Source organism: Flavobacterium fryxellicola, from assembly GCF_900143245.1.
GTDB lineage: Bacteria > Bacteroidota > Bacteroidia > Flavobacteriales > Flavobacteriaceae > Flavobacterium > Flavobacterium fryxellicola.
Genome location: NZ_FRDK01000001.1, coordinates 626,987 through 652,619, shown reverse-complemented (window position 1 = coordinate 652,619; position 25,633 = coordinate 626,987). Strand labels below are relative to the sequence as shown.

28 protein-coding genes and 1 pseudogene are annotated in these 25,633 nt (G+C 35.3%); 10 read left to right on the top strand and 19 right to left on the bottom strand.

Features of this window, described 5'->3' with window-relative positions; genetic code table 11:
- From BUA03_RS02910 to BUA03_RS16440, 4 genes are all read left to right on the top strand, one after another.
- Positions 1-1,164 carry an iron-containing alcohol dehydrogenase gene (locus BUA03_RS02910; protein WP_066075547.1) on the top strand — a complete coding sequence of 388 codons (1,164 nt, stop codon included), beginning with the start codon at positions 1-3 and terminating at the stop codon, positions 1,162-1,164.
- 311 nt (positions 1,165-1,475) lie between these two features.
- On the top strand, positions 1,476-2,471 hold the full coding sequence (locus BUA03_RS02905; RefSeq protein WP_066075551.1) for an NAD(P)H-dependent glycerol-3-phosphate dehydrogenase: 996 nt from the start codon (positions 1,476-1,478) through the stop codon (positions 2,469-2,471).
- A 44-nt stretch (positions 2,472-2,515) separates the two neighbouring features.
- Entirely contained in the window at positions 2,516-2,731 is a 216-nt protein-coding gene (locus BUA03_RS02900) for a hypothetical protein (protein WP_066075554.1), read from the top strand.
- 6 nt (positions 2,732-2,737) lie between these two features.
- Positions 2,738-2,986, top strand: coding sequence for a hypothetical protein (locus BUA03_RS16440; RefSeq protein ID WP_066075557.1), 249 nt, complete (start codon positions 2,738-2,740; stop codon positions 2,984-2,986).
- On the opposite strand, the gene BUA03_RS02895 is transcribed toward BUA03_RS16440, so the two are convergent.
- From BUA03_RS02895 to BUA03_RS02885, 3 genes are all read right to left on the bottom strand, one after another.
- Complete coding sequence (locus tag BUA03_RS02895; RefSeq protein WP_066075560.1) at positions 2,957-3,364, bottom strand: hypothetical protein; 408 nt, start codon at positions 3,362-3,364, stop codon at positions 2,957-2,959. The genes BUA03_RS16440 and BUA03_RS02895 overlap by 30 nt on opposite strands.
- A 191-nt stretch (positions 3,365-3,555) precedes the next feature.
- On the bottom strand, positions 3,556-4,575 hold the full coding sequence (gene pheS, locus BUA03_RS02890) for a phenylalanine--tRNA ligase subunit alpha (RefSeq protein ID WP_066076029.1): 1,020 nt from the start codon (positions 4,573-4,575) through the stop codon (positions 3,556-3,558).
- 111 nt (positions 4,576-4,686) lie between these two features.
- A complete protein-coding gene (locus BUA03_RS02885) occupies positions 4,687-5,043 on the bottom strand; it encodes a hypothetical protein (RefSeq protein ID WP_066075565.1) in 357 nt (118 codons plus the stop codon).
- Positions 5,044-5,186: 143 nt separating this feature from the next.
- On the opposite strand from BUA03_RS02885, the gene BUA03_RS02880 reads away from it, so the two are divergent.
- A complete protein-coding gene (locus BUA03_RS02880) occupies positions 5,187-5,690 on the top strand; it encodes a CvpA family protein (RefSeq protein WP_066075568.1) in 504 nt (167 codons plus the stop codon).
- Between the two features lie 31 nt (positions 5,691-5,721).
- On the opposite strand, the gene BUA03_RS02875 is transcribed toward BUA03_RS02880, so the two are convergent.
- The 11 genes and pseudogenes from BUA03_RS02875 to BUA03_RS02825 all read right to left on the bottom strand — a co-directional run bounded on the left by BUA03_RS02875 (position 5,722) and on the right by BUA03_RS02825 (position 16,200).
- A complete protein-coding gene (locus BUA03_RS02875) occupies positions 5,722-6,465 on the bottom strand; it encodes a tetratricopeptide repeat protein (RefSeq protein WP_066075571.1) in 744 nt (247 codons plus the stop codon).
- Positions 6,466-6,511: 46 nt separating this feature from the next.
- A pseudogene (locus tag BUA03_RS02870) lies at positions 6,512-6,891 on the bottom strand (GxxExxY protein).
- A 57-nt stretch (positions 6,892-6,948) separates the two neighbouring features.
- The gene (locus tag BUA03_RS02865; RefSeq protein ID WP_066075574.1) at positions 6,949-8,697 is read right to left on the bottom strand and encodes a BatD family protein; all 1,749 of its coding nucleotides are present in this window, start codon (positions 8,695-8,697) and stop codon (positions 6,949-6,951) included.
- A gap of 20 nt (positions 8,698-8,717) precedes the next feature.
- Positions 8,718-9,467, bottom strand: a complete 750-nt coding sequence (locus BUA03_RS02860; protein ID WP_066075577.1) for a tetratricopeptide repeat protein — start codon at positions 9,465-9,467, stop codon at positions 8,718-8,720.
- Between the two features lie 47 nt (positions 9,468-9,514).
- Positions 9,515-10,549 (bottom strand): VWA domain-containing protein, encoded by a 1,035-nt coding sequence (locus tag BUA03_RS02855; RefSeq protein WP_066075580.1) that lies wholly within the window; start codon positions 10,547-10,549, stop codon positions 9,515-9,517.
- A 59-nt stretch (positions 10,550-10,608) separates the two neighbouring features.
- Complete coding sequence (locus tag BUA03_RS02850; protein WP_066075583.1) at positions 10,609-10,989, bottom strand: GxxExxY protein; 381 nt, start codon at positions 10,987-10,989, stop codon at positions 10,609-10,611.
- 65 nt (positions 10,990-11,054) lie between these two features.
- Positions 11,055-12,056: a vWA domain-containing protein gene (locus tag BUA03_RS02845; protein ID WP_066075586.1), complete on the bottom strand. Its 1,002-nt coding sequence runs from the start codon at positions 12,054-12,056 to the stop codon at positions 11,055-11,057.
- On the bottom strand, positions 12,056-13,687 hold the full coding sequence (locus tag BUA03_RS02840; protein ID WP_066075589.1) for a hypothetical protein: 1,632 nt from the start codon (positions 13,685-13,687) through the stop codon (positions 12,056-12,058). The genes BUA03_RS02845 and BUA03_RS02840 overlap by 1 nt, the downstream gene beginning before the upstream one ends.
- Positions 13,688-13,787: 100 nt before the next feature.
- A complete protein-coding gene (locus tag BUA03_RS02835) occupies positions 13,788-14,147 on the bottom strand; it encodes a four helix bundle protein (RefSeq protein WP_066075591.1) in 360 nt (119 codons plus the stop codon).
- A 105-nt stretch (positions 14,148-14,252) separates the two neighbouring features.
- Positions 14,253-15,116, bottom strand: a complete 864-nt coding sequence (locus BUA03_RS02830; protein WP_066075594.1) for a DUF58 domain-containing protein — start codon at positions 15,114-15,116, stop codon at positions 14,253-14,255.
- A gap of 79 nt (positions 15,117-15,195) precedes the next feature.
- Positions 15,196-16,200 carry an AAA family ATPase gene (locus tag BUA03_RS02825; RefSeq protein WP_066075597.1) on the bottom strand — a complete coding sequence of 335 codons (1,005 nt, stop codon included), beginning with the start codon at positions 16,198-16,200 and terminating at the stop codon, positions 15,196-15,198.
- Positions 16,201-16,412: 212 nt separating this feature from the next.
- Here BUA03_RS02825 and BUA03_RS02820 point away from each other — a divergent pair, with 212 nt between their 5' ends.
- The 3 genes from BUA03_RS02820 (at position 16,413) to BUA03_RS02810 (ending at position 19,455) form a co-directional block, all read left to right on the top strand.
- Positions 16,413-17,285, top strand: a complete 873-nt coding sequence (locus BUA03_RS02820; protein ID WP_066075599.1) for an aldo/keto reductase — start codon at positions 16,413-16,415, stop codon at positions 17,283-17,285.
- Positions 17,286-17,333: 48 nt separating this feature from the next.
- The gene (locus BUA03_RS02815; protein WP_066075602.1) at positions 17,334-18,086 is read left to right on the top strand and encodes an SDR family NAD(P)-dependent oxidoreductase; all 753 of its coding nucleotides are present in this window, start codon (positions 17,334-17,336) and stop codon (positions 18,084-18,086) included.
- 229 nt (positions 18,087-18,315) lie between these two features.
- Entirely contained in the window at positions 18,316-19,455 is a 1,140-nt protein-coding gene (locus tag BUA03_RS02810; protein WP_066075605.1) for an ATP-binding protein, read from the top strand.
- A 234-nt stretch (positions 19,456-19,689) separates the two neighbouring features.
- Here the strand turns inward: BUA03_RS02810 and BUA03_RS17160 are convergent, their stop codons facing one another.
- Both BUA03_RS17160 and BUA03_RS02805 read right to left on the bottom strand, forming a co-directional pair.
- The gene (locus tag BUA03_RS17160; RefSeq protein WP_211266374.1) at positions 19,690-19,773 is read right to left on the bottom strand and encodes a Bor/Iss family lipoprotein; all 84 of its coding nucleotides are present in this window, start codon (positions 19,771-19,773) and stop codon (positions 19,690-19,692) included.
- Positions 19,770-20,078: a hypothetical protein gene (locus BUA03_RS02805; protein WP_211266372.1), complete on the bottom strand. Its 309-nt coding sequence runs from the start codon at positions 20,076-20,078 to the stop codon at positions 19,770-19,772. Before BUA03_RS02805 ends, BUA03_RS17160 begins: the two co-directional genes overlap by 4 nt.
- 478 nt (positions 20,079-20,556) lie before the next feature.
- On the opposite strand from BUA03_RS02805, the gene BUA03_RS02800 reads away from it, so the two are divergent.
- Together BUA03_RS02800 and BUA03_RS02795 are read left to right on the top strand one after the other, a co-directional pair.
- The gene (locus BUA03_RS02800; RefSeq protein WP_066075608.1) at positions 20,557-21,282 is read left to right on the top strand and encodes a metallophosphoesterase family protein; all 726 of its coding nucleotides are present in this window, start codon (positions 20,557-20,559) and stop codon (positions 21,280-21,282) included.
- Positions 21,283-21,324: 42 nt separating this feature from the next.
- Entirely contained in the window at positions 21,325-21,822 is a 498-nt protein-coding gene (locus BUA03_RS02795; RefSeq protein WP_066075613.1) for a DUF6646 family protein, read from the top strand.
- An 84-nt stretch (positions 21,823-21,906) separates the two neighbouring features.
- On the opposite strand, the gene amaB is transcribed toward BUA03_RS02795, so the two are convergent.
- The 3 genes from amaB to BUA03_RS02780 all read right to left on the bottom strand — a co-directional run bounded on the left by amaB (position 21,907) and on the right by BUA03_RS02780 (position 25,458).
- Complete coding sequence (amaB, locus tag BUA03_RS02790; protein ID WP_066075615.1) at positions 21,907-23,454, bottom strand: L-piperidine-6-carboxylate dehydrogenase; 1,548 nt, start codon at positions 23,452-23,454, stop codon at positions 21,907-21,909.
- A gap of 324 nt (positions 23,455-23,778) precedes the next feature.
- The gene (locus BUA03_RS02785) at positions 23,779-24,309 is read right to left on the bottom strand and encodes a 3-hydroxyanthranilate 3,4-dioxygenase (protein WP_066075618.1); all 531 of its coding nucleotides are present in this window, start codon (positions 24,307-24,309) and stop codon (positions 23,779-23,781) included.
- Between the two features lie 39 nt (positions 24,310-24,348).
- A complete protein-coding gene (locus tag BUA03_RS02780; RefSeq protein WP_066076032.1) occupies positions 24,349-25,458 on the bottom strand; it encodes an endonuclease/exonuclease/phosphatase family protein in 1,110 nt (369 codons plus the stop codon).
- Positions 25,459-25,633: the final 175 nt, after the last annotated feature.

The following is a 25,633-nucleotide window of genomic DNA, read 5'->3' as shown; positions in this document are numbered from 1 at the left end:
ATGTTAAACTTTGAATTATATAACCCTACAAATCTTGTCTTCGGTAAGGGCCAGATAGACAAATTAGGAGATCTTGTACCCAAAGGAGCAAAAATATTACTGGCGTACGGTGGTGGAAGCATTTTTAAAAATGGGATTCACGACCAAGTAGTAAAAAATCTAAAAGGTTTTGAAATAATTGAATTTGCTGGTATCGAAGCCAATCCTCATTTTGAAACTTTAATGAAAGCGGTAGCAATTGTAAAGGAGCAAAAAATTGATTTTATTCTTGCAGTGGGTGGCGGATCAGTAATTGATGGGACGAAATTTATTTCGGCAGCAGCGCATTTTGATGGAAATCCAATGGATATTCTACAAAAACGACTGTTGATTAAGGACTTGTCAAAGGTGATCCCTTTTGGAACCATTTTAACGTTACCAGCTACAGGAAGCGAAATGAATTCTGGAGCAGTAGTAACGATTCAATCTACTCAAGAAAAATTAGCGTTTGGAGGAAGTGCTTTGTTTCCAAAATTCTCTATCTGCGATCCCACAGTAATTGAGTCATTACCAAAAAGACAGTTACAAAATGGAGTTGTTGATGCCTACACGCATGTTTTAGAGCAGTATTTGACTTATCCGCATGAAGGATATTTGCAAGATAGAATTGCAGAAGGAATTTTACAAACGCTAATTGAAGTAGGACCAAAAGTTGTGGAAGATCCAAAAGATTATGCTCTAGCATCTAACTTTATGTGGAGTTGTACCATGGCGTTGAATGGATTAATCCAAAAAGGAGTTCCTTCGGATTGGGCAACACACATGATTGGGCATGAATTAACGGCTTTGTACGGAATCGATCACGCAAGAACTTTAGCGGTTGTTGGTCCAAATTTATACCGCGTGATGTTTGAAACCAAAAAAGGAAAATTAGCACAATACGGAAAACGTATTTTCAATTTAACTGGAACTGAGGACGAAATCGCAAATGAAGCTATCAACAAAACAGTTGAATTTTTCCATACGATGGGAATGGACACTAAATTATCAGACTACACCAAAGATTTTGATAAAACTGCTGACTTCATTGTAAACCGTTTTGAAGAAAGAGGCTGGTTAGGATTAGGAGAAAAACAAAATGTCACTTTGGAAAAGGTAAAATCAATTGTGGAAATGAGTTATTAACTTTAGTACTACAAATACTTGCAGCAGCATAAAATAAAAAAGGCGTCTTCCTATCTATGGAGACGCCTTTTAAAATTCTAAAATATAACTAACTAAATCAATTCTCGAAGTTTTGTTAAAAACATAAATTATGTTTAAACAGAACGAAATACCGATCCTTATATTGCACAGATAATCAAAAATAATTATTTAAAAGTCAAAATAGTTGCGTAATTTTATTTTAAAACCGGGCAGACAGTAGGTTTCACGTTTTAATTTAATTTGTTCGATTAATAGTTTTTTAAGTACTTTTGATTAAATTCAATAAAAAAATGGCCGAAAATATAAAATTTGCAGTAATTGGTGGTGGAAGTTGGGCGACAGCGATAGCAAAAATGTTATGTGTAAACCTTACCGAAATTTCGTGGTATATGCGCAACGTTGCTGCAATAGAGCACATTAAAACATTCAAACACAATCCAAATTATTTAAGTTCAGTTGAATTTGATACCACAAAACTAAAACTGACTAACGACATCAATGAAGCTGTAGCATATGCTGATTATATTATATTTGCTATTCCATCCGCTTTTTTAGATGCCGAATTAGAAAAACTAACTGTTTCGCTACAAGATAAAATTATTTTTTCAGCAATAAAAGGTATAGTTCCCGAAACAAGTTTGATTGTGGGCGAGCATTTTCATGTAAAATACGATATTCCTTATTACAATATTGGGGTGATTACTGGTCCTTGCCACGCTGAGGAAGTAGCTATGGAGCGTCTTTCCTACTTAACAATTGCTTGTGGTGATCCCGATAAAGCTAAAATTGTTGCAAAGAATTTATCAGGAAATTATATTAAGACCAAAATCACAGATGACATTATAGGTACAGAATATGCCGCAATGTTAAAAAATATTTACGCTATTGCAGCAGGAATGGCACATGGATTAGGCTACGGGGATAACTTCCAGTCGGTTTTGATGAGTAATGGGATTCGGGAGATGAAAAAATTCATTAAGAAAGTGCATAAAATGAAGCGTAATATTAATGACTCAGCCTATTTAGGCGATTTATTGGTGACGGGGTATTCTATTTTCTCTAGAAACAGAATGTTTGGAAATATGATAGGAAAAGGCTATACTGTTAAATCAGCAATGATGGAAATGAGCATGGTTGCCGAAGGATACTACGCTGTGAAAAGCGCTTATAAACTAAATCAGGCGTATGGTGCCAATACTCCTATTATTGATGCTGTTTATACGATTCTATATGAAGGAAAAGATGCTAAAACTGTTTTTAAGAATCTTACGGATCAGCTGGATTAAAGTAAGGAATACAAAGCCAATTTTAAACCCATACCAATATTATTATGAGCGAAAGATGGAAATATCAGATTAAAACAGGTTTGCCATGGGGTATTTTTATGATTGTTTTTATGATTTTATTTGAAATTAAAGAGGTCTCTTTTATTGATCAAGTCAGTCAACCTTTTTTTTATTTTAAAGCAGTTGCTTATATTCTACTAGGAATATTTGTTTTGGGGTACTCCTCTTGGAAGTCCAAAATAAAAAGACAAACAAAATAAATTAGTATGAGTGAAAGATGGCAATTTCAGATTAAGAATGGTGGAATTTGGGGATTCATCATTTCCTTGTGCATTGCGATTATTGATCTATTCGAAATATCTTTTGAAGATGCTTTTTTATCCCAAGAAAAGCTACTCCGAACGCTTTATTTTGTTTTGGCCGGAATATTTATTGTAGGATATTCAACTTGGAAGAAAAAAATTAAACGAGAGCGTACTCCAGAGTTACCTCACGATAACCCCATCAACGAATAAAATTGGCACTTCTTCAACGTTAGTTTCATTTATAGAATTTGCTTTGAAAGTAAACTTTTTATCGTAAAGTTTTCCATCCATGAAAAAGGTAAGCATAAACTCATTGTTGAGTGCCAAAACACTTTTTTCAATCATTTCGATTTTTACAAGCGACACGGGTGGTAATGCCACAAAAGCATGGCGCAACAGCGATGTTTTTTTCATTTCGCCCTCTATAGTCCCAAAAGCTTTGGAAACTACCATTACACTTTCTATTAGAAAATCACTGTCATTTATCAAATAGGCGTACCATACTTTTTCCATAAAATCGTCGCTCCATTCTTGAACTGCAGCTAGGAAAACGTTTTCTACTTCGGGGATGATGATGTCTTTTTTCATGTCGATGGATAGAATGAAGCAATCTCTTCATTCCTTATTAATTAATATGTACTATTCAAAAACTTAATTTTCTTGTGAACCGAAATGCCTAGCCCAGATAGCAGTGAAAATCCTTTTTTGAGGCTTTTCGCCTCAAGAAAGATTGCAACGGATAGCTGGAAATAGCTCCTAAAAATATAATTTATAATTCTTTATATACTGGATTTGAATTGCTCGAGGAAACGAACGTCGTTCTCATAGAACATGCGGATATCGCCAATTTGATAGAGTAACATTGCGATTCTTTCGATTCCCATTCCGAATGCAAAACCATTGTATTCATCAGGATTGATCCCACAATTTTTCAAAACATTTGGATCAACCATTCCGCAACCCATGATTTCTAACCAACCGGTTCCTTTAGTGATTCTATAATCAGTTTCGGTTTTTAAACCCCAATAAATATCAACCTCAGCACTTGGCTCCGTAAATGGAAAGTAAGACGGTCGTAGGCGGATTTTTGATTTTCCGAACATTTCTTTGGTGAAATACAAAAGCGTTTGCTTCAAATCAGCAAAAGAAACGTCTTTATCGATGTACAATCCTTCCACCTGGTGAAAAATACAATGTGAACGGGACGATACGGCTTCATTACGAAAAACTCTTCCTGGAGAAATCGTTCTTATAGGCGGTTTGTTGTTCTCCATGTAACGCACCTGCACCGATGACGTATGCGTACGAAGTAAAATATCAGGATTCGTTTGTATGAAAAAAGTATCTTGCATGTCACGTGCTGGATGGTATTCCGGTAAGTTTAATGCGGTAAAATTATGCCAATCGTCTTCGATTTCTGGTCCTTCAGAAACATTGAAACCGATGTTCGAAAAGATATCTATAATTTGGTTTTTTACCAATGAAATAGGATGACGAGAGCCGATCGTAATGGGTTCCGCCGAGCGGGTTAAATCGCCATAAAAACCCTTACTTTCTTCTTTACTTTCTAAAGCTTCCTGGATGGTTTTTACCTTTTCTTCCGCAGAAGTTTTAAGCAAGTTAATTACTTGTCCAAATTCTTTTTTCTGGTCATTAGGAACATTCTTAAATTCAGCAAAAAGCTCTTTCAAAAGTCCTTTGCTTCCTAAAAATTTGATTCGGAATGTTTCTAAATCAGCAGCATTTTGAGTTGAGAAAGCCTGCGCTTCACCAATATATTCTTTTATCTTGTCTATCATTTTCATTCTATAATTGAGAGTGCAAATTTAAGAAATTTGTTCCAAGTTTCACGTTTAATGTTTCAAGTTTATTGCATTAGACTTTTATCTAAAGAAGTTTCGTTTAATACGCTATTCAATCACTTCGCGTTCTAAGAAATAGTTCACAATAGCTTCTTTCATTAAAACAGATTGTTCTCCAGCTTTTAGTGGAGGCAACTCTTCTTTTACTTTGTAATGCGGCCATCCATCTTCATCAAAAAATTCAAATTCATAGAAACCGTAAGGCTCTAATAATCTGCAAATGGCAATGTGCATCAAGTTTAATTTTTCATCTTTCTTGTATTCACTGTGTACTTTCCCGAGTTCCTGAACTCCAATTAAATATATAATGGCGTCTAAATCTAAGTCTTCTCCTTGTGAAAATTGATTGGAAAGTATATTTACAAGCTGTTCCCAGCGTTCTTTAAGTTGCGTGTCTCTTGACATTTTTGATTTTTATTGTAGATTAACGATTTTTGATTGTAGCTTTTCAAAAATTATAATCAAAATTATTTTGGCAAAGATAGGTACTCCGTTTTTGACTTTAGAATATTCTTTTATCTTTGTTCTTTTGTGTTTATTTTTTATTTATGGGATTTTTAGATATTATTTTGGGAGTACTACTAGCTTTCGCTTTTTATAAAGGAATCAGAAATGGACTTTTTATAGAACTAGCTTCGTTAGTTTCACTATTGGCTGGAATTTATTTTGCTGTCAAATTTTCCTCCTTTATGCGAGATATTTTAGTAGGATATGTGAAGTGGAATCCCAATACAATTCAAATTGTTGCCTTTATACTAACTTTTATCTCCGTGGTGATTGTGGTCTCCTTATTAGGCAAATTCCTCACTGGAATAGCTGATTTTGCTTTCTTGGGTTGGTTGAACAAGCTCGGTGGTGGCTTTTTTAGAGTACTCAAAACGGTGCTTATTCTAGGTATTATTTTCGCAGTATTCGAAAAAATAAACTTCCATAATTATTTAGCCAAGAAAGAAACACTAGACAATTCTCTTTTTTACAATCCCATTCAAAAAACGGCTGGATACCTATTTCCTTCAATCAAGCATTGGTATGAAAAGATGAAGAAGGAATAATACGATTTTGCAGCAGTATGGAATACTTATATTACTTCACTTCCTTAATCGCACTGCTTTCAATCCAACCTTCAGTTCCATCTGTAAGTTGGATTTTTTTCCATTCTCCTATGCTTTCAAAAACAAAAACCTTAGTACCTTCATGGAGCACAAAAAGTGGTTTACCCCCATTTCTAGGTTCACTTTTAAAATCGGTCATTTCGGCAAAAACTATAGCAGGTTTCTCCGTATCAAAATGGCTTTTTTCAAAAATTGCAGATGAAATACTGATTAGCATCAGAAGAACAGCTACAAACATTCCAAAAAAGAAAATTTGTTTTGAACCTGTAATTTGTGAAAAATAATACCCTATGAAAAAAAGTAAGAAGCCTACCGCTAGTCCTACAGAAATCCACGCCCAAGTATTGTAATGATATATTCCGGTAAAATCACGAACCAACTTTGCGAAACCCACTTTTGGAATTACTTTTATTTCATCGATAGTGCGCTTTTGAGCAAATTTCAAGTTGTTTAGGCTTTCCTTATCGCTTGGATTAAGAACCAATGCTTTCTCATAATTATAAATAGAAGGCGCTACTTTATTTAATTTGTAATACGCATTTCCCAAATTAAAATACACTTCAGAGGAGCGCTGCTTGTCATTTAAAACACTTTCATAAGCTGCTACAGCATCAGCGTACTGTCCTTTTTCATAGTACGCATTCCCTTTTTCAAAGCCATTTTGGGCAAAGAAAACCTGAGTTGAAAGTAAAAGTATGTATAGTATATTTTTCATAAAAATTTAAACACAAAGGTCGCAAGGAAGTCGCAAAGATCACTATTTAAAGCGCTCCATTTATAACTCGTCTTACTCCTTCTTTTAGCAATTTTACATTAAAATTAATTAGCAATCCTAATCTGCAACCCGACAATCTCAAATACGTTAGCAATTGAGCCAAATGAACATCTGTCAAAGCTACAATCGATTTTACCTCAACATTAAACTTATCCTCAATAATCATATCAATTCTGTACCCCACATCAAGTTTTACTTCTTCATAAATCAAAGGAAGCGCTTTCTGCTTTTGTACTTTTAGATTACTTTTTTAAGTTCATAAAACAAGCACTCTTCATAAGCACTCTCCAGTAATCCAGGACCTAAAACTTTGTGTACTTTCAAAGCACTTTCGAATACAATTTTTGATATTTCGTTTTCAGTCATTTATTAAAAATACTACTGTTCTCTGTGCCTTCTTTGTGCACTTTGTGGTTAAGCAAACTAGTAAGCAATCTGTTTTTCTAATTCAGAGATGATACATACCGCTTTATCAAAATCCTGTTGTATCGTAACACTTGACGAAGGTGCATAACGCGCCACCTCACAATTTTCAGTAAGCGCAATAAAATCGTTTACAGCTTCTGGTTTTGCATTTCGAGATAACAATAATTCCTGAACATTATCTTTACTCATTTCTGAAGTTTCAATGTGTAATTTTGCTTTCAGGAAATTATGCATCGCTTTTTCCAACGCAATGTAAAACAGTTCTTTGTTGTTGATTTGTTTCTTTGCTTCTGATAAATATTTTTTAGCCAACTTATTATTCATGCGGATTCTATTTCCAGAAATATCCCCGTCCATAGCCTCTTTCTTTTTCTTGAACAATACAATTATAGGCACTAGTAGAAAAGGTAGCAGCAGTAATCCTATAAATAAAGTAGAACCAAAGAAATCATGTTTGTTGATTGCTACTAGTTTGGTTTTTGACTTGATAAATTTGAATTCTTCAACCGCTGTGATTTTATTTTTGTTTCCGTCAGTTGCTGTTGAATCTACTGGCGTTGGACCCTCAAGAACGTTAACCATGATCTGTGGAGAACGTAACGTTTTATACGTCCCTGATCCCAAATCAAAATAAGAAAACTGCAGTGGTTTTACCGGATAATTCCCTTTGTATTGTGGAATTATGGTGTAACTGTCAGACGTTTTTCCACTCATTCCTGACAGCGGCGTACTGATTTCCTCACTGTGAACGGCATCATACATTTCCAGCGCATTAGGGACTACGGGCTTAGGTAAACTGAACAATTTTAAATTTCCTTTTCCGGTTACACTCACAACCAAGTCAAGACTTTCTCCATTTTTCAAGTTGGTTTTTGAAGGTGTCACTTTGAAGTCAAAGTTCCCAACTGCACCATTAAAATTTTCTGGTTTGCCTGCTTCTGGCAAAGGTTTAACAGTGATAGTCTTTCCTCCTGCCGAAACTCTTTTGCTGGTTTCAGTAAGCTCCATTCTACCAAACATATCCCGACGATTTGTTGGCAATTGCACATCAATTTCTAAGGATAACGGTTCTATTTTAAGTCTTCCCGATTTTTGCGGATACAGCACCACTTTCTTTAGCACTATGTATCTGTAATTTTGTCCTTTGAACAGACCTTCTTCTGCTACAAGTTGTTTTATTTCTATATTTTGACTCCAAAAATCATTGTACTTTGGTTTACTTAATTCTCTAAAATTTGAGATTCCAATGTTTGCAAAATACAATTTATAAACTACTGTCGTTGGTTCATTAACATACGGATTAACTTTAGACACATCAGCAACTAGGTACAGGTTTTCATCGGCAGTTATTGGCGTGTCGTTAGGATCTCGTGGTTGTTCTTGTGCGTCAGTAACATTGATTTTTACAGGAGCCGTTTTATAAATTTGGCCATTGTATTCTATAGCTGCCGCCTTGATGAACAATGTTCCTTTTTTATTTGGCAAAAGAATATAAGAATAGGCTTTTTCAAACGAACTTCTGCCGTTTATCCACGATTGACTTACCTGCTGACTTGGTCCAGCAATAATTCGGAATCCTTCAAAAGACGGCTGAACAAAATTATCGCCATCTACATTCATCATAAAATCGATACGCAATCTTTCATTCAAGCCTAGCGTCGTTTTGCTTACTCTAGCCTCAAATTGAACCTGAGCGCTGAGTGTGCCGCATACCAATAAAACAATTGCCGCTATATATTTTTTCATTTTCAAACTATCTAATTGAATTACCAATCCTTCTCTGTTTTAACTGGTTTTCCTTTTACTTTTTGGGCATTTACCTTATCTTGAACCTTCTTTTCCTCTTTATTTACCGCATCCAAAAGATTTTCTAGACGTTCTTTAGAAATTCCTCCCGGTGCTGGTTTTGGCGCTCCTTTGTCATTTGGTTTAGGATCTTTATTTTGCTTATCCTGATCGCCTTTGTCGTCTTTTTTATCTTTTTCGTCCTTCTTATCTTTTTCGCTGTCTTTTTTATCTTCCTTCTTTTCTTGCTCTTTTTTCTCGTCTTTTTTCTTGTCGTCTTTTGGAGGATTATCCTTCAGCATCTTTTTGGCCAAAGCATAATTATAACGTGTCTCTTCATCTGTAGGATCGTTTCTTAACGCGTTTTTATAGGCCTCTACTGCTTGTGAATAGTCTTTTTCATTCATAAACACATTACCTAAATTGTGAAAAGCACGGTGTTTTTGAGGTCTAGATTTTGAATTTCTCAAGGCTTTACCATAAGCAAATTTAGCTTCAGAAGACTGTTTTTGCTTGTATATTGCGTTTCCAAGATTAAAAGGCGCAACAGCTTTATTAGGAAATTTAGAATCCGAAACTCTATAGTTTGCTTCTGCCTCTACAAAGTTACTGTCAGCATATTCCTGATTTGCTTTGGGTAAAATTCGATCTTTTTGTTGCGCATGCAATCTGACTGTCGCTGAGAAAGCAAATATCAAAAAGGTTAGTATGGTGATTTTAAATCTTTTCATTTATTGTATCTATACATCCAAAAGGTTTTGAAGCCTTTTAGAAATAATTATTTATTCTCGTTAAATAAATCTAATTTCTTGACCCAGCTAGTTTTTCTTTCTAATAGAAAAACATCTACGAACAAGAATAAAAAAGCAAAACCTAAGAACCATTGAAATTGGGATTGAAAATCAGCCATTTCTGTCGCCTCAAATTCTGTTTTTTGGATTTTATCCAAAGCATTCTTGATATATTCCAACACTTCTTTAGTATTATTCCCGTTTACATATCCACCCTTAGTGGCTTTTGCAATGGTTTCCAAGCTGGTTTTATTCAATTTAGTGATGACCACCTCATTGTTACTGTCCTTTTGAAAACGCTCCACAATTCCATTCCTTTTTAAGGGAATTGTTCCTCCGTTTTCAGTTCCAATTCCTATGGTGATAATTTTCATTCCCAACTTATTGGCTTCTTCGGCAGCACCCTCCGCGCCTTCAGAATGATCTTCTCCATCCGAAATCAGAATCAATAATTTACTAGTTTTACTTTTATCATCAAAATAGGTTGACGATAATTTTATAGCTTCATCTAGCGACGTTCCCTGAGACGAAACCATATCCGTGTTCATGCTTTGCAAAAACATTTTGGCCACTCCATAATCTGTTGTGATAGGCAACACTGGAAAAGCGCTTCCTGCATACGCTACAATTCCTATTCTGTCGCTTCCTAACTGATTGATGATTTGCGAGACAATCTGCTTGCTTTTATCCAATCGGTTTGGGGCTACATCCTCCGCCAGCATACTTTTGGAGACATCCATAGCAAAAACAATGTCGATTCCCTCTCGCTTTACCGTTTCCATTTTAGTACCTATCTTTGGATTGACCAGGCCAAGTATAAGTCCCAGTAACCCTAAAAGCAATACTGCTACTTTTAAAACAGGTTTAAAAACGGAGCTTTCAGGACTCAGTTTTTTTACCATTTCTAAATCTCCAAATTCCCGTTGTTTTTTCCTTTTCCAATATAAATTAATTAGAAAAACAACCACAACTAAAGGCAGTATAAAGAGAAGGTATAAATATTTTTTTTCGTCTAATTCCATATATTTTTAACCACAATGGTCACTAAGTTTTTTCTCAAAGTGCACAAATTAATATGTATTTATAAAGTTCCATTAATTACTCTTCTAACACCATTTTTTAGTAAACTAACATTAAAATTGATCAAGAGTCCCAATTTACAATTTGATAATCTTAAATAAGTCAACAGTTGCGCTAAGTGAACATCCGTAAGAGCTTCAACCGATTTTATTTCAACAATAAACTTGTCTTCAACTATTATATCAATTCTATAACCAACATCTAATTGTATCTCTTCGTAAACTAAAGGTAATTTTTTTTGTTTTTCTATCTTTAAGCCCTGCTTTTTAAGTTCATAAAACAAACACTCTTCATAAGCACTTTCCAGTAATCCAGGTCCTAATGCTCTGTGAATTTTTAATGCGCTTTCAAAAACAATTTTTGATATTTCGTTTTCATCCATGTTTTATTAATTTGAATTAAAACTTAGTGATCAGTGTGACTTCTTTGTGCTCTTCGTGTTTAAATTTAAATAAAGCTTTTAAAAACCGTATTCCTTAATCCTACCTCCAGCAATAATAAAAAACCGGCAAACCATATAAATGGCCTGAATTTTTCATCATAATCATAGAATTTTAATTCTTCGATTTCTGTCGTTTCCAATTTGTTGATAGCGGCATAAATCTCTGCTAATTTGCTGTTGCTCGTCGCTCTAAAATACTTTCCATCTGTTTTTCTGGCGATATTTTTCATCAATTTTTCGTCAATTTCCACTTTCATCATTTGGAATAAAAACTTTCCATTTGGCGCAACAGCATAGGGAAACATCGCCATTCCGTTGGTACCAATTCCTACTGTGTAGACTTTAATTCCGTATTGCTTGGCAATATCAGAGGCAGTTTCGGGCTCAATAAATCCGGCATTATTTACTCCATCTGTCAATAGAATAATTACTTTGCTCTTTGCCTGACTGTCTTTTAATCTATTTACAGCGGTTGCTAATCCCATTCCTATTCCGGTTCCATCCTGTAGAACAGTGTCGTACTTTATACTGTTGATTGCCTCCAAAACAACTGCTTTATCGCTAGTTACAGGCGTTTTTGTATAGGCTTCAGAAGCGTAAACTACTAATCCAATTCGGTCATTTGGTCGCTCTTCAACAAAATCAGCAGCTACCTTTTTGAGTGCTTCCATACGGTTTGGCTTCAAATCTTTGGCAAGCATACTTCCAGAAACGTCAATTGCCATTACAATATCAATCCCTTTTGTGGTTTTGGTTTTATTACTCACATCAACCGTTCTTGGTCTGGCCATGGCAATTATTAAGGAACACAAAGCCAATACGCGAAATACGTTTAAAATTGGTTTTAGCTTTGTTACGTATGATCCTGTGCCTTTGAATCCATCTAACGAACTTATTTTTAATGTGGGTGATTGATGGTTTTTTTTTCGCATGAACCAGAGAATTACAACCGGAATCAGCAGAAACAACCAAAAAAATTCTGGGTTTAAAAAAGTTATTTTCTCCATTATTTACTTGCTTGTTTTAATTCGACCGCATTCAAGACTCGTTCTGCTATTTCATTACCATATTTGTCGCCTTCTTCGTGGAATAATAAAATTTGTTGCAAACCGCCCTCTTGACTGAACAGTAATGCTTCATAATACATTTTTGCAGTAGTCTTATTGTCACTATCAACTTGTGAGAATGTTCCATAGGCCTTCATTCCTTTAACCCCTTCTTTAGTTTCAAAGTCTTCCTGCTTAACAATCATATTTTGGGCACCTTGCGCTTCAAGTGACTGTAAGGCACCATCCATAGATTTAGACAGGTCAATTTGAGTTTCTGCTTTGAATTTTAGAGTAGAAACCAGAACATAAAAACGATCCAAAACACTTCCATAGGCAAAAGACTGCATTTCTTTAATCAAAGCCATCCCATTTTTAGGAAGGGTTTTTGTCAAGTCTACTCTCCTTAGCACTTTTGGTGTTTCTATAACAATTCCCGGGTTTCCGTACTCACTTTTCACCCATTCGCCCTCTAATAATTCTTTGGTTGGATGCCCTATTATATTGTCTTTTACGTAATCAAAACCTTTGGTAACGATAAAAAAGGTGGTGGTCGCTGCTAATAAAAATACAACTGAAACCACTGCCGTAACGATGCGTTTATTCCTTTGTTTGCGCAATTGGATTTGTATCTGTTTTTGTCTTTGCGCTTCATTCAAGAGCATGTCTTCCTCCACAGGAATCTCCACAGGAATTGAGTTGTCTAATGTGAGGATTACCTTTTGAATCTTATTTCGATCCTCCGTAATCTCAAAATCCAATGGTTTCGATTTGGCAAATTTCACTAAATCGGCTTGTTTTAAAACGCGCTCTAGATTTTCAATAATTTCCTGTGAAAGTGTCATTTTCTTTTTGACTGAGGCCGCTCTTAGCCCTTGAATTAGTTCCGATGTAGTACTTTCCATCGCCGGTATTTCTATCGCTTCTTCAATATAATTTCTTGCGATATCCGTCAATTCACTATAGTATGCTTTGACCTCTCCTTTTTGCCAAAGTTCCTTTTTCTCTAAAGTATCCAGTAAACTAGTTGCTTTTTCGATTGGTGTTTTATAAATTTCTTCTTTTAGTTTTTTCTCCTGACGTTTTTTAACAAACCAATAAATAAAGGCTCCAATACCCAAAATCAACGCAACAATGAGCACGTATTTCCACCAACCTCCAATTGGGTTATTCGCAGGTGCAATGTCCTTGATGTCGAACATTTTTTGCTTTAAAGTATCCACTTGAACATTGGCTACTTCTACTAAAAGGGAATCCGTCATAAACGGTTTGCTATTAATAAAAATCTTGATGCTCGGAATAACATAGCGACCAGAATCAAATTGGGTCAAACCGTATTTTTTGATTAATTCATAACGGCCTTCCATTTTGACCGTATCAACTGGATACGACTGAATCACCTCTAAAGCCCCGACATTTCTCAACTTTGGAAAAATCACCTTAGCCGAAGTATCAACAGTAGTTTTTATAGACAGTTTAAATTCGGCGCCAATTTTATTTTTAGTAGTATCAATGCTAGTAACCACTTGCTTTTGTTGTGCAAAAACAGCTGTAGAAAGCAGTAGTAATAGTAGGTGTAATTGTTTTTTCATGTTTTATTATTGAACCCTTTTGATTTTTGATTGAAGATTAACGATTTTTGATTGCAGATTTCCGTCGCTACTTCTACTCGTTTACCATCAATAATCTAAATTATTTCAAATTTGTTTTAGCGGTTTTAATACTTGCCACGAAAATAGAAATTAACTCATTGGCCTCCGTTTTTGCAATCGATAAACTATTTAAATCTGACATTAAATTTGATTTTTCAATAATTTTCAAACAAACAAAACGTTCCCTTAATTCTTTCAAACATATTCCCATTTTGTGAACAAAATCTTTAGTGCTCTCTGCACTTTGCGCTTCTCCATAGTTTAAAGCCGGTGAAGTTCCAGAACGAATTATTTGTCCAGCGAGATGATTTCCAGCATAATTTTTTTCAAATTTACTTGAAGCAATTATTATTGTGGCAGCAAAATCTATCAATCTATTTTCTAATTCCTGCTTGTTCATTTTGAATATTTTTACAAATTCTATTTTTCAGTATTAAATGTGAAATCACTTGCCTTTTAAAAAAAAATCCGAAATCAAAAATCGTTAATCAACAATCTAACTTCTTTATCTCGATTTAAAATAACTTAATAATTTTGTCACATAACTTTCATCAACTCTGGTATTGACAACACCAGAACCTGACTTGCTAAATGTTTCTTTAAAATAGTTGACTTTATCGTGGTACTTTTTTTCATAATTCATTCGCACCGCTTTCGAACCGGTATTTATCAATTCGATGGCGCCAGTTTCAGCATCGAGCATAGAAACCATACCTAAATCTGGCATTTTCTCCTCCCGAATATCATACACGCGAATCCCTGTGATGTCGTGTTTTTTTGATGCTATCTTCAAGGTTTGCTCGTAATCTTCCGACATGAAGTCAGAAATCACAAACACAATCGCTTTCTTTTTTTGGGTTCCCGATAGAAATTTCAAGGCTTGCCCGATATCAGTTTTACGACTTTTAGGCTGAAATTCGATCAATTCTCGAATGATTCGCAACACATGCGACCTTCCTTTTTTTGGCGGAATATACAATTCGATATCATCGGAAAACAAAATCAAACCTATTTTATCATTGTTTTGAGTCGCCGAAAAAGCCATCGTGGCAGCAATCTCCGTAACAATGTCTTTCTTGAATTGGTTCTTTGAACCGAAACTCTCGGAACCCGAAATATCAACCATCAACATCATGGTCAATTCGCGTTCTTCCTCAAAAACTTTTACGTGTGCTTCGTTATACCGTGCAGTTACATTCCAATCAATGGCACGAATATCATCACCGTACTGGTATTGACGCACTTCACTGAACGTCATTCCACGTCCTTTAAAAGACGTATGATACTCTCCTGAAAAGATATGATCGCTCAACCTTCGGGTTTTTATTTCTATTTTACGTACTTTTTTTAAGAGGTCTTTTGTATCCATTTGATTGTTGATTGTTGATTAACGATTGCTGATTTCAGATCTAAAATCTTAAATCACATATCAAAAATCTTAAATCTTTTTAAGGCACTTCTACTTCGTTTACAATTTTGTTAATGATATCCACCGAGGTAATATTTTCGGCTTCCGCTTCGTATGTTACGCCTATTCTGTGACGCAATACGTCATGAACTACAGCACGGACATCCTCTGGAATTACATACCCGCGACGTTTGATAAAAGCGTAGCATTTTGCGGCATTAGCCAAATTGATGCTTCCACGTGGTGATGCTCCAAAACTGATTAATGGTTTCAGATCAGCCAATTTGTATTTCTCTGGATAACGCGTGGCAAAAATAATGTCAAGTATGTATTTTTCTATTTTTTCATCCATGTAAACCTCCCGAACGGCTTCTTGTGCGCGTAAAATTTGTTCTACTGAAACCACCGCGTTTACTTTCTCATAGCTTCCTTTTAAGTTTTGACGAATGATGGAACGCTCGTCCTCCATTTTTGGGTAATCGATCACCGTTTTCAACATGAAACGATCGACTTGCGCTTCCGGCAGTTGATACGTTCCTTCTTGCTCAATTGGATTTTGAGTGGCTAAAACCAAGAACGGTCGGTCTAGTTTGAAGGTAGTATCACCAATAGTTACTTGCTTTTCCTGCATCGCTTCTAACAATGCCGATTGCACTTTGGCAGGCGCTCGGTTAATCTCATCAGCCAAAACGAAATTAGCAAAAATAGGTCCTTTTTTTATTGAAAATTCATTAGACTTGATATTGTAAATCATGGTACCCACAACGTCCGCCGGTAATAAATCAGGAGTAAATTGGATGCGGCTAAAAGATCCTTGAACAGCTTGCGCTAGCGTATTTATTGCCAATGTTTTTGCTAAACCGGGAACACCTTCTAATAAAATATGTCCTTGGCCCAAAAGCCCGATGAGTAAACGCTCTACCATGTGCTTTTGACCCACGATAACTTTATTCATTTCCATAGTGAGAAGGTCTATAAAAGCACTCTCTCTTTCAATTTTTTCATTGATTGCTCTAATGTCTAAAGTCGCTGTATTTTCTTCCATTTTATTATTTTTAAAACCTTGAATTGATTGCCTTTATTTTGAAGGTGCAAATTGAATTTTTTTTTAGAAGTAAGATGTTAAAAAATGGTTAAAACTTCAATAAAAGCCCTAATTTTAAGGACGAATTATGATACAATTTTTATATTTTTAAGAACTTTGACAAATACACTTCGAAATAGCACAATTATCAATTTCAACAAAAAATAAAAACCATGAATAAAACAAAATTATCACCGATTGTAGCAGGTGTTATGAATTGGGGAATATGGGATAAAAATCTCAACACCAAAGAAATGGCAAACATGATTAACGTGTGTTTAGAAAATAAAATAACCACCTTTGACCATGCCGACATATATGGAGATTACACTACTGAATCTGAATTTGGAAAAGCTTTCGCTTCCAGCAAAATTGCTAGGGAAAGGATGCAATTAATTTCCAAGTGTGGCATCCAAATGGTTACCGAGAACCGTAAAAACAACTTAAAACATTACGAATATTCCAAAGATTACATCATCTGGTCTGTTGAAAATTCATTAAAAAACCTACACACCGATTATTTGGATGTGCTGTTACTCCATAGACCCAGCCCATTGATGCATGCCGATGAAATTGCCGAAGCGGTTTTACAACTCAAATCAGAGGGGAAAATCATCGATTTTGGTCTTTCGAATTTCACCTCATCACAAACCGAACTGATTCGTCAAAAAACAGAAGTTTTGTACAATCAAATACAATTTTCAGCCACTAATTTTGAACCTATGGTGGATGGAAGCTTTGATTACATGCAAGCCAACAACATCCAGCCCATGTCATGGAATCCGCTGGGATCGGTTTTTAGAGAAGACATTCCACAAACCAGGCGATTGAAAAAACTATTGGCTACCTTAGTTTCGAAATACCATTTGGGCTCCGATTCGATTTTACTTTCCTGGATTTTAAAACATCCTGCCCACGTAATTCCTATTGCCGGAACAGTAAATGTAGCTCGAATTCAAGCACTGACAAAAGCGGTCGAATTAGTATTAGACCAAGAAGATTGGTTTGCCATTTGGTCCGCGAGCATGGGAAGTGATGTTGCCTAAGCATTAATTTCCAATGCACTCAATTTAGAAAAAAAACAGAAAAAAATTATGAATAAAACAGCCTTAGTGACTGGAGCTACCAGCGGAATTGGAAAAGCAACAGCACAAATATTAGCTAAAAACAACTATAACATTATTCTCTGCGGACGCCGTGAAGACCGGTTATTAGAACTAAAAAACGAACTTTCAGCATTCACTGAAGTGCATACCTTATCCTTTGATGTCCGGGATAAAAAAGCAGTTTTCGAAAGCATAAATTCTATACCAGAGTCCTTTTCCAAAATTGACATTTTGATTAATAATGCCGGAAACGCACATGGTTTAGATTCCATTCAAAACGGAGATTTAGACGATTGGGATGCCATGATTGACATCAACGTAAAAGGACTTTTATATGTTTCGAAAGCTATAATTCCACAAATGATTGAACGGAAATCGGGACATATTATCAACATTGGTTCCATCGCTGGAAAAGAAGTATATCCAAACGGAAATGTCTATTGCGCCTCTAAACATGCTGTTGACGCCTTAAACCAAGCCATGCGAATGGATTTGAATCCGTTTGGAATTCGGGTGGGCGCTATTCATCCTGGTGCTGTTGAAACTGAATTTAGCGAAGTGCGTTTCAAAGGAGATGTTGACAAAGCCGCCAATGTGTACAAAGGTTTTGAACCATTACATCCAGAGGACATTGCTGACATCATTCACTTTGTTGTCTCCAGACCCTATCACGTCAACATTGCCGATTTAATGGTTTTACCAACGGCACAAGCATCAGCAACTATTTTAAAAAGAGATTGATTATTGTTAATTTTTTATTTCTATTATTATTTATTTAACCTTCGAATAGGGTGAATTACAATTCTTTTTCAAAATGGTGCTAAACCAGAATTTTAACAAAAAAAAACAACCGCAGATTCACAGATTTTTAATTAATTTTATTATCTGCGAATCTGGGGTACTTTCTGCTTCAAAAAGTTCAAAGCAGAACTAATAAATAGGCACCCTTGCTGTACAATAATAAACACGTATGATCAACAAACGCATACTTATTAAAAACCTGCTGGCTCACAATGATGAGAGCAGTTTTTATGATAAAAAGCGGCAGTTGAATTTACACACTCGGGAAGGAAAAGCCAAATTTTTAAAACACATCTGTGCACTCTCTAATTCAAATCCTTCAAACAATTCCTATATTGTGGTGGGTGTTGAGGATCAAGACAACACTATTGTAGGCGACGACTTTTTTGACGATAGCCGGATTCAGAATTTAGTAAATGCCTATCTAGAAAATCCTCCCAAGATTCAATACGAAAATGTGCCCTTTCCAAATTTACCCAAGGACAAGGTGATAGGTTTAGTTACGGTCAAGCCAAAAAGCAAAACTTCCCATTTCAAAAAAGGGATTCACACAATTCCAGCCAACAGTATTTTTATACGACGCGGCAGCAACACGATACCAGTGGAGGGCGAAATAGAAAAAAACTACCAGAACACGGAAACGGTAATAGGCATTGAAAACAACTCCCGAAACAGCATCGAATACACACTCGATGGCGTGATTGATTTTATGAATTTCCGACACAAGGATATGGCACCAAAATACAAAGTGTTTAAAGAGTTATTTGTGATTTGCTGGGCAGGAATTGGCAAAAAATCCCGTGACAAAACCTATTTATCCCGAGTAGATATTGAACTGATCAACGAACAAATCAAGCTATTCTATTCCGCACAAGATGTGGTTGAAATTACTTTTGACGAGGACACTTTTACCATAATTGAATATGTTCCCTTGGGTTTGAACGACAAAACGAGCTACTATCCTCTAGAAAAGCAAACCATTCATTTTCATGATAACGGTTATTACAAAATTGCCAGTGAGATGCTTTTTAAGCCACCGGAATTCAACAAGAAAATGCTTTTTCACATTTATAATTCCAATATTGCTTTGCTAAAAAAGCTCCAAAAAGAAATTTCGTTATCCGAGCGGGAAAGGAAAGATTTAGAAAATTTACCCTCTACTTTTATGATTTGTTACCTCAACGGTTTTGATGAGGCAAAACAAAGATTGATTGATGCCAAAGCGTTATTAAAACCATTCAATCAAGTGTATTTATCTTTTAAAGAAGCGTTGCGAATTTTGAGAAAAATGAAATATGATGTGCAGTAAATTAAAAACTCTTTCTCAATTTATAGGTAGAATATCCAACAAATAATAAAAGTAGTATCTTTCCAAAAAGGAATCCAAAACCAAGATTATTTAGTTTTTGATAATGATCTATAAAAATGTTTAAAAAAATAAACAATAAATAGAGTGCGATTATACCTGAGATAAAAAACAATATTTTTTTCGTTTTTTTAAAATTTGATGATGGTAAAAAAACACCTAAGCCATTTTATTTAATTATTTAGTTACGGTAGTCGTTGTTGGCGTATAAATACTAAAAGTAATTGCAGCAATAAGACCATTTACTAATGATTGTCTTATAAAAACAGTATAATCTGTTGCTCCTGCTGCGTTTCTTTAGAGTCTGACACTCCAACTGTTGCAAATCCAACAACAACATAGTGATTCCATTTTGTAACGCTTGAATTCCCTTGACTTCCTTTACCCACAACACTTGTGTAAGAGAAACAAGATGTCAACAGTACAGAAACTGAAAAAACTACCGTTACCCTCTTAATTGTTTCTTTATTCTTTTTCTTTTTCTTTTTTAAACAATTAATGTATTCAATTACTCTTGTACATTCCTTTTTAAAAACATGCTGTGCGATCTTAATTAAATATTTCATTTACGTAACAAAGGATACAATGTCTTTTTTTACTATTACCTGCGTGAAAAACAGATATAAGTGCATTCTTTGAATACCTCAATACGGAAGACATTCTTTGTTTAGAAATTGATTTCAGTTTTTACAAATCTATTCTCCGCAGCAAAATCTACTAGCAAGTTAAACGCAGGTAAACTATTACCCAAGTAAAATATCGTTTACCAAACTACAAATCACATGAACAAAGAATAGTGTAATATCAATAATTGCGGTCATAATAGCGGTGTTTATTTTTGGTAAAACTAATCTGAAAAATCAAATAAAACAATCACCTAAAACAGTGATATTTCAGTTTCAAAATAAAATAATCATGCTGTAAAATAATTAAAAAAAACAAACTAAAAAAGTCTGGTTCATCGCTCTTTTACTTAATTTTATAAATTGAAAAATAGTGCTTATTTTCTGCTATTTTTGCATTAATAAAAAGAACAATTTGTACATGAGAACACTTGTTATAGGCGATATCCACGGTGGTTTGCGAGCGCTGCACCAAATTATAGAAAGAGCCAAAGTTACTAAAAGCGATACCCTGATTTTTCTAGGAGATTATGTTGACGGATGGAGTCAATCTCCTCAGGTACTTGACTTTATAATTGATTTAAAAACCAATCAAAACTGTATTTGCATCCGCGGGAATCACGATGATCTCTTACTTGAATGGCTTGATGAAAGTAAAGACAACTTATTGTGGTACAAACATGGCGGGGAAGCGACCGTACTTGCTTATGAGTCCGTAAGTGTAGAAACCAAGCAGCAGCATATTGATTTTCTAAAATCTTTAGACAATTATTATCTGGATGCGCAACGGCGTTTGTTTGTGCACGCTGGTTTCACCAATATGAATGGAGTTGATTTTGAATATTTTCCAGGACTTTTTTATTGGGACAGAACTTTATGGGAAACGGCTTTGGCATTAGATACAACAATGAAAAGCAATCACCCGTTTTATCCAAAGCGTTTTACTTTGTATGACGAAATCTATATTGGTCACACACCGGTTACTCGAATAGGGGAAACAACGCCCGTACAAAAGGCAAATGTTTGGAATGTAGATACCGGAGCCGCTTTCAAAGGCCCCTTAACTATTATGGATGTTGACACCAAGGAATTTTGGCAAAGTGAGCCTTTGAATCAATTGTATTTTGACGAGAGAGGCAGAAATTAGATTTATTGAACTACTTTTACTACCATTTAAAAAAATTAAGACATGAAAAAAATCACTACAGTACTAGTATTATTGACGGTCGGCTTAATCAATGCCCAAGCATTCAAAGGAAAAGGCGATGTGAAATTTGACATAGGAGCGAACTTTCAAAATGGAGGATCTGGAATCCGTGTTTCTTCTGATTTTGGATTGGGAGAAAATATGTCATTTGGATTTGCCACTTCTTACTTGTTATCAGTCTCCAACGATGATTTGGGAAACAAACCTGATTTTGGTGATAGAGTGGATCTAAAAGGACGGTTTAATGCCAACTTGGGGAATGTTTTTAAATTAGATCCAAAAATGGATTTATACCCAGGATTGGATTTAGGATTGCGTAATTTTGGTGCGCACTTAGGATTCCGTTATTTCTTTACAGAAGGTTTTGGATTTTTCACCGAAGCTGGAATTCCAATTGCCAGTTACAAAACAAATCCAATAGGTTTTGATAAATTGAACAACCAGTTTACCTTTAATATTGGCGCTTCGTTCAATCTATAGCGCAAACCCAATTCTGCGAATTAAATAAAAAAAGGCAATTTGAAATACTCAAATTGCCTTTTTTATATTTAATTCTAAATTACGTTACAAATCAAATTTGATTCCTTGTGCCAAAGGCAATTGCGTTCCGTAATTGATCGTATTTGTTTGTCTTCTCATGTACGCTTTCCAAGCGTCAGAACCAGATTCACGGCCACCACCAGTTTCTTTTTCACCGCCAAAAGCACCACCAATTTCTGCGCCAGAAGTTCCTATGTTTACGTTGGCAATTCCACAATCAGAACCAGACTGAGAAAGAAACAATTCCATTTCTCTCATGCTATTAGTAAAAATAGAAGAAGAAAGTCCTTGTGGAACTCCGTTTTGCAAAGCAATGGCCTCTTCAATTGTACTGTATTTCATTACATATAAGATAGGAGCAAACGTTTCTGTTTGCACAATGTCTAAATGATTCTCCGCTTCAATAATACAGGGTCTCACATAACAACCACTTTCATACCCATTCCCTTCTAACAAACCACCTTCAACAATTATTTTTCCGCCTTCTTTTTTGGCACTTTCAATAGCATTCAAATAATCCTGAACAGCTCCTTTATCGATAAGCGGCCCAACATGGTTGTTTTCGTCCAATGGATTTCCAATTTGCAGTTGACCATACGCATTTTTCAAAACGTTGATGGTTTTGTCATACACACTTTCGTGAATAATCAAACGTCTAGTTGACGTACAACGCTGTCCTGCTGTTCCTACCGCTCCAAAAACAGCTCCAACGAGAACCATACTAATGTCAGCATGTTCCGAAACAATAATGGCGTTGTTTCCACCTAGTTCAAGGATGGTGTTTCCAAAACGTTCTGCAACCGTTTTTGATACATGACGTCCAATTCTTGTTGATCCTGTAAAAGAAACCAATGAGATTCTCTTGTCGTTATTAATTAAATCTCCTGATTCATTTCCGGTTACTAAACAACTCACCCCTTCAGGAACGTTATTTCTTTCTAAAACGGTTTTGATAATATTCTGACACGCAATGCCACACAAAGGTACTTTTGAACTCGGTTTCCAAATGGCAACATCACCACAAACTAATGCAATCATGGCGTTCCAACTCCAAACCGCTACTGGAAAGTTAAAAGCCGAAATAATTCCAACCGTTCCTATTGGATGGTATTGCTCGTACATGCGATGCAAAGGTCTTTCAGAATGCATTGTTAATCCGTACAATTGGCGTGATAATCCAACCGCAAAATCACAGATATCAATCATTTCCTGCACTTCACCATATCCTTCCTGAAGACTTTTCCCCATTTCATAAGAGACCAATTTTCCAAGAGGCTCTTTGAATTTTCTTAATTCATCTCCCATTTGACGTACGATGTCTCCTCTTTTAGGAGCTGGAACCATGCGCCATTCTAAAAATGCTTCTGATGCTTTTTGCATCGCTTTTTCATAATCTTCTTTAGAAGATGTTTTCACTTTTGCAATTAAAGTTCCATCTGCTGGCGAATAACTTTCGATGATTTTTCCGTTGGCAAAATTAGCTGCTCCAGTCGATGTTCCCTCATTTATGGCTTCAATACCTAATTGCTTAAGGGCTTCTTTGATTCCGAATTGATCTGCTATTGTTATCATTGTAACTTTTTTATTAAAAATTGTTATATTTTTCTACAAACATACCGATTAAACGTGAAATAATAAAAAGTATCGCTTTTATTTTTGCTTATTTAAACTTAAAAATCAGTAAAATACTAGTCCTATTAATCTATCTTAAAACTTATGAAAATCGGCGATGGCTTGGGATTGTTTCTCTCTTCGAATTAAAAAATAATTCTACAAACCACATATTTTTTGTCCTGACCTGCCTGTAATTCGAAGTGACTTTCTTTTGTTTTGTTTTTTAGAGACAAAAGATGAAACCCATAGTAGGCTACTCCCTACGGAAATTTAAAATTCAGTTTAAATAAATTTAGGATCAACTTGCATTACGGTTCCGCATTTTGTGCACGTTCTCAATTTTTCGGAGCTATAAAAATGTTTGAAATGAGGAAGAAAATCTTTTTCAATGTCGTAAAGCTCAAAATAGACTTCATGTAATTTAGTATTACACTTATCACAAAACCACAATAAGCCATCTTTAAAACCTAAACCAGCACGTTTTCTCTCGATTACGAGCCCTATAGAATTTTCGGAACGCACGGGTGAATGTGGTGTTTTAGCAGGATGCAGGTACATGTCGCCGGCATGAAGTTCCATTTCTTTTCGCGCACCATCTTCTTGAATGATTACTTTAATACTTCCTTCAAGTTGGTAAAACAACTCCTCTGTTTCATTATAATGATAGTCTTTTCGGGCGTTTGGACCCGCAACTACCATCACAATGTAATCTCCAGATTGCGTATATAAATTTTTGTTCCCAACGGGCGGTTTAAGCAGATGACGGTTTTCGTCAATCCATTTATTGAGGTTGAAAGGTTTTGCTACTGCCATCTTTTATATTTTAAAGGTAAAGTTATGAATTTATAAATGCTATTTTTTTTCTTTTATTAAATAAATATAAACTGGAAAATGATCACTGAATCCAATTTCTGTTGTGGAATGCCGTAAAGGATACCCTTTATATTGTCCACTGGTTTGTATCAAAAATGACTTGTTATAAATTCCTGCTTTCCAATATCTAAAACTTGTATAATCTGTTTTCAATAAGGTTTCAGAAACCATTATCTGGTCAAAAACATCCCAAGCGTCTCGAAAAGCGATAGTTCCAAATCCCTTTTTGGCCATCTCTTCAAATGGGTTGTAAATCCCAAGGGGAAGGACCTCTGTTTTTTTAGCTTTGGCGCCCAGCCCTAATTTGACGCTTTTATTATACGGACCATCATTCAAATCCCCGAGCGTAATGATTTTTGCATTTGGATTGATGCGTTGTAGCGAATCGATAATTTTTCGGTTTAATGCTCCAGCGGCTTCCCGGAATGGACTTGATTTTTTCTCTCCACCTGATCGGGACGGCCAGTGATTCACGATAATATTAATTTCCTCTCCATCTAAAAATCCGGTCACTAATAATTGATCCCTAGTGTAAACGCGATAATTTTTTGTACTTACCTCTAATTCGTCATCTGTTTTTTCTTCAGCACTGGCTTTAGAACTTTCATTTATAGCAAGTCCTTCTTTATAAATATATAAGGGAATATTATTATAGCTGGTAGGTTGAAATTTCTTTTTTTGATACAATAACGCCACATCAATTCCTCTTTTGTCCGGCGAATCAAAATGGATGATTCCGTAGTCTTTCTCAATTAGTTTGAGTTGTTTGACTAAATCTTCCAGCACGCCTCTGTTTTCTATTTCGCATCCACCAATAAATGTGGGAGAATCTGTATTTTCAGCAGATCCTATTTCAGCTAAAACACGGGCTAGGTTCCCTAGTTTTTTTTCATATTTATCGAATGTCCAACGCTGCAAACCCTTTGGTGTCCACTCTTCATCGAAAGTATCTGGGTCGTTTATGGTATCAAAAAGATTTTCAAAATTATAAAATGCAACAGTATGAATCACATATTTTTTCTGCTGTGCAATAGATTTTGCTATTGGAAAAAATAAAAATAAAAGAAGAACCCAATATGTAATCCTCATAAGCATCCTATATTAACGCCGTTAATTTGATTCCATTTCAGAATCTGTTTCTTGTAAAAATAGTCATTTGCGGCGAACTTAGACTTATTTTCTAATTGTCTATCTTTGTTTTTGTCCCAAAAAGACTTTCTAATTAGAATTATTTCAGTAAAGCAATACAGCATGACCCAAAATC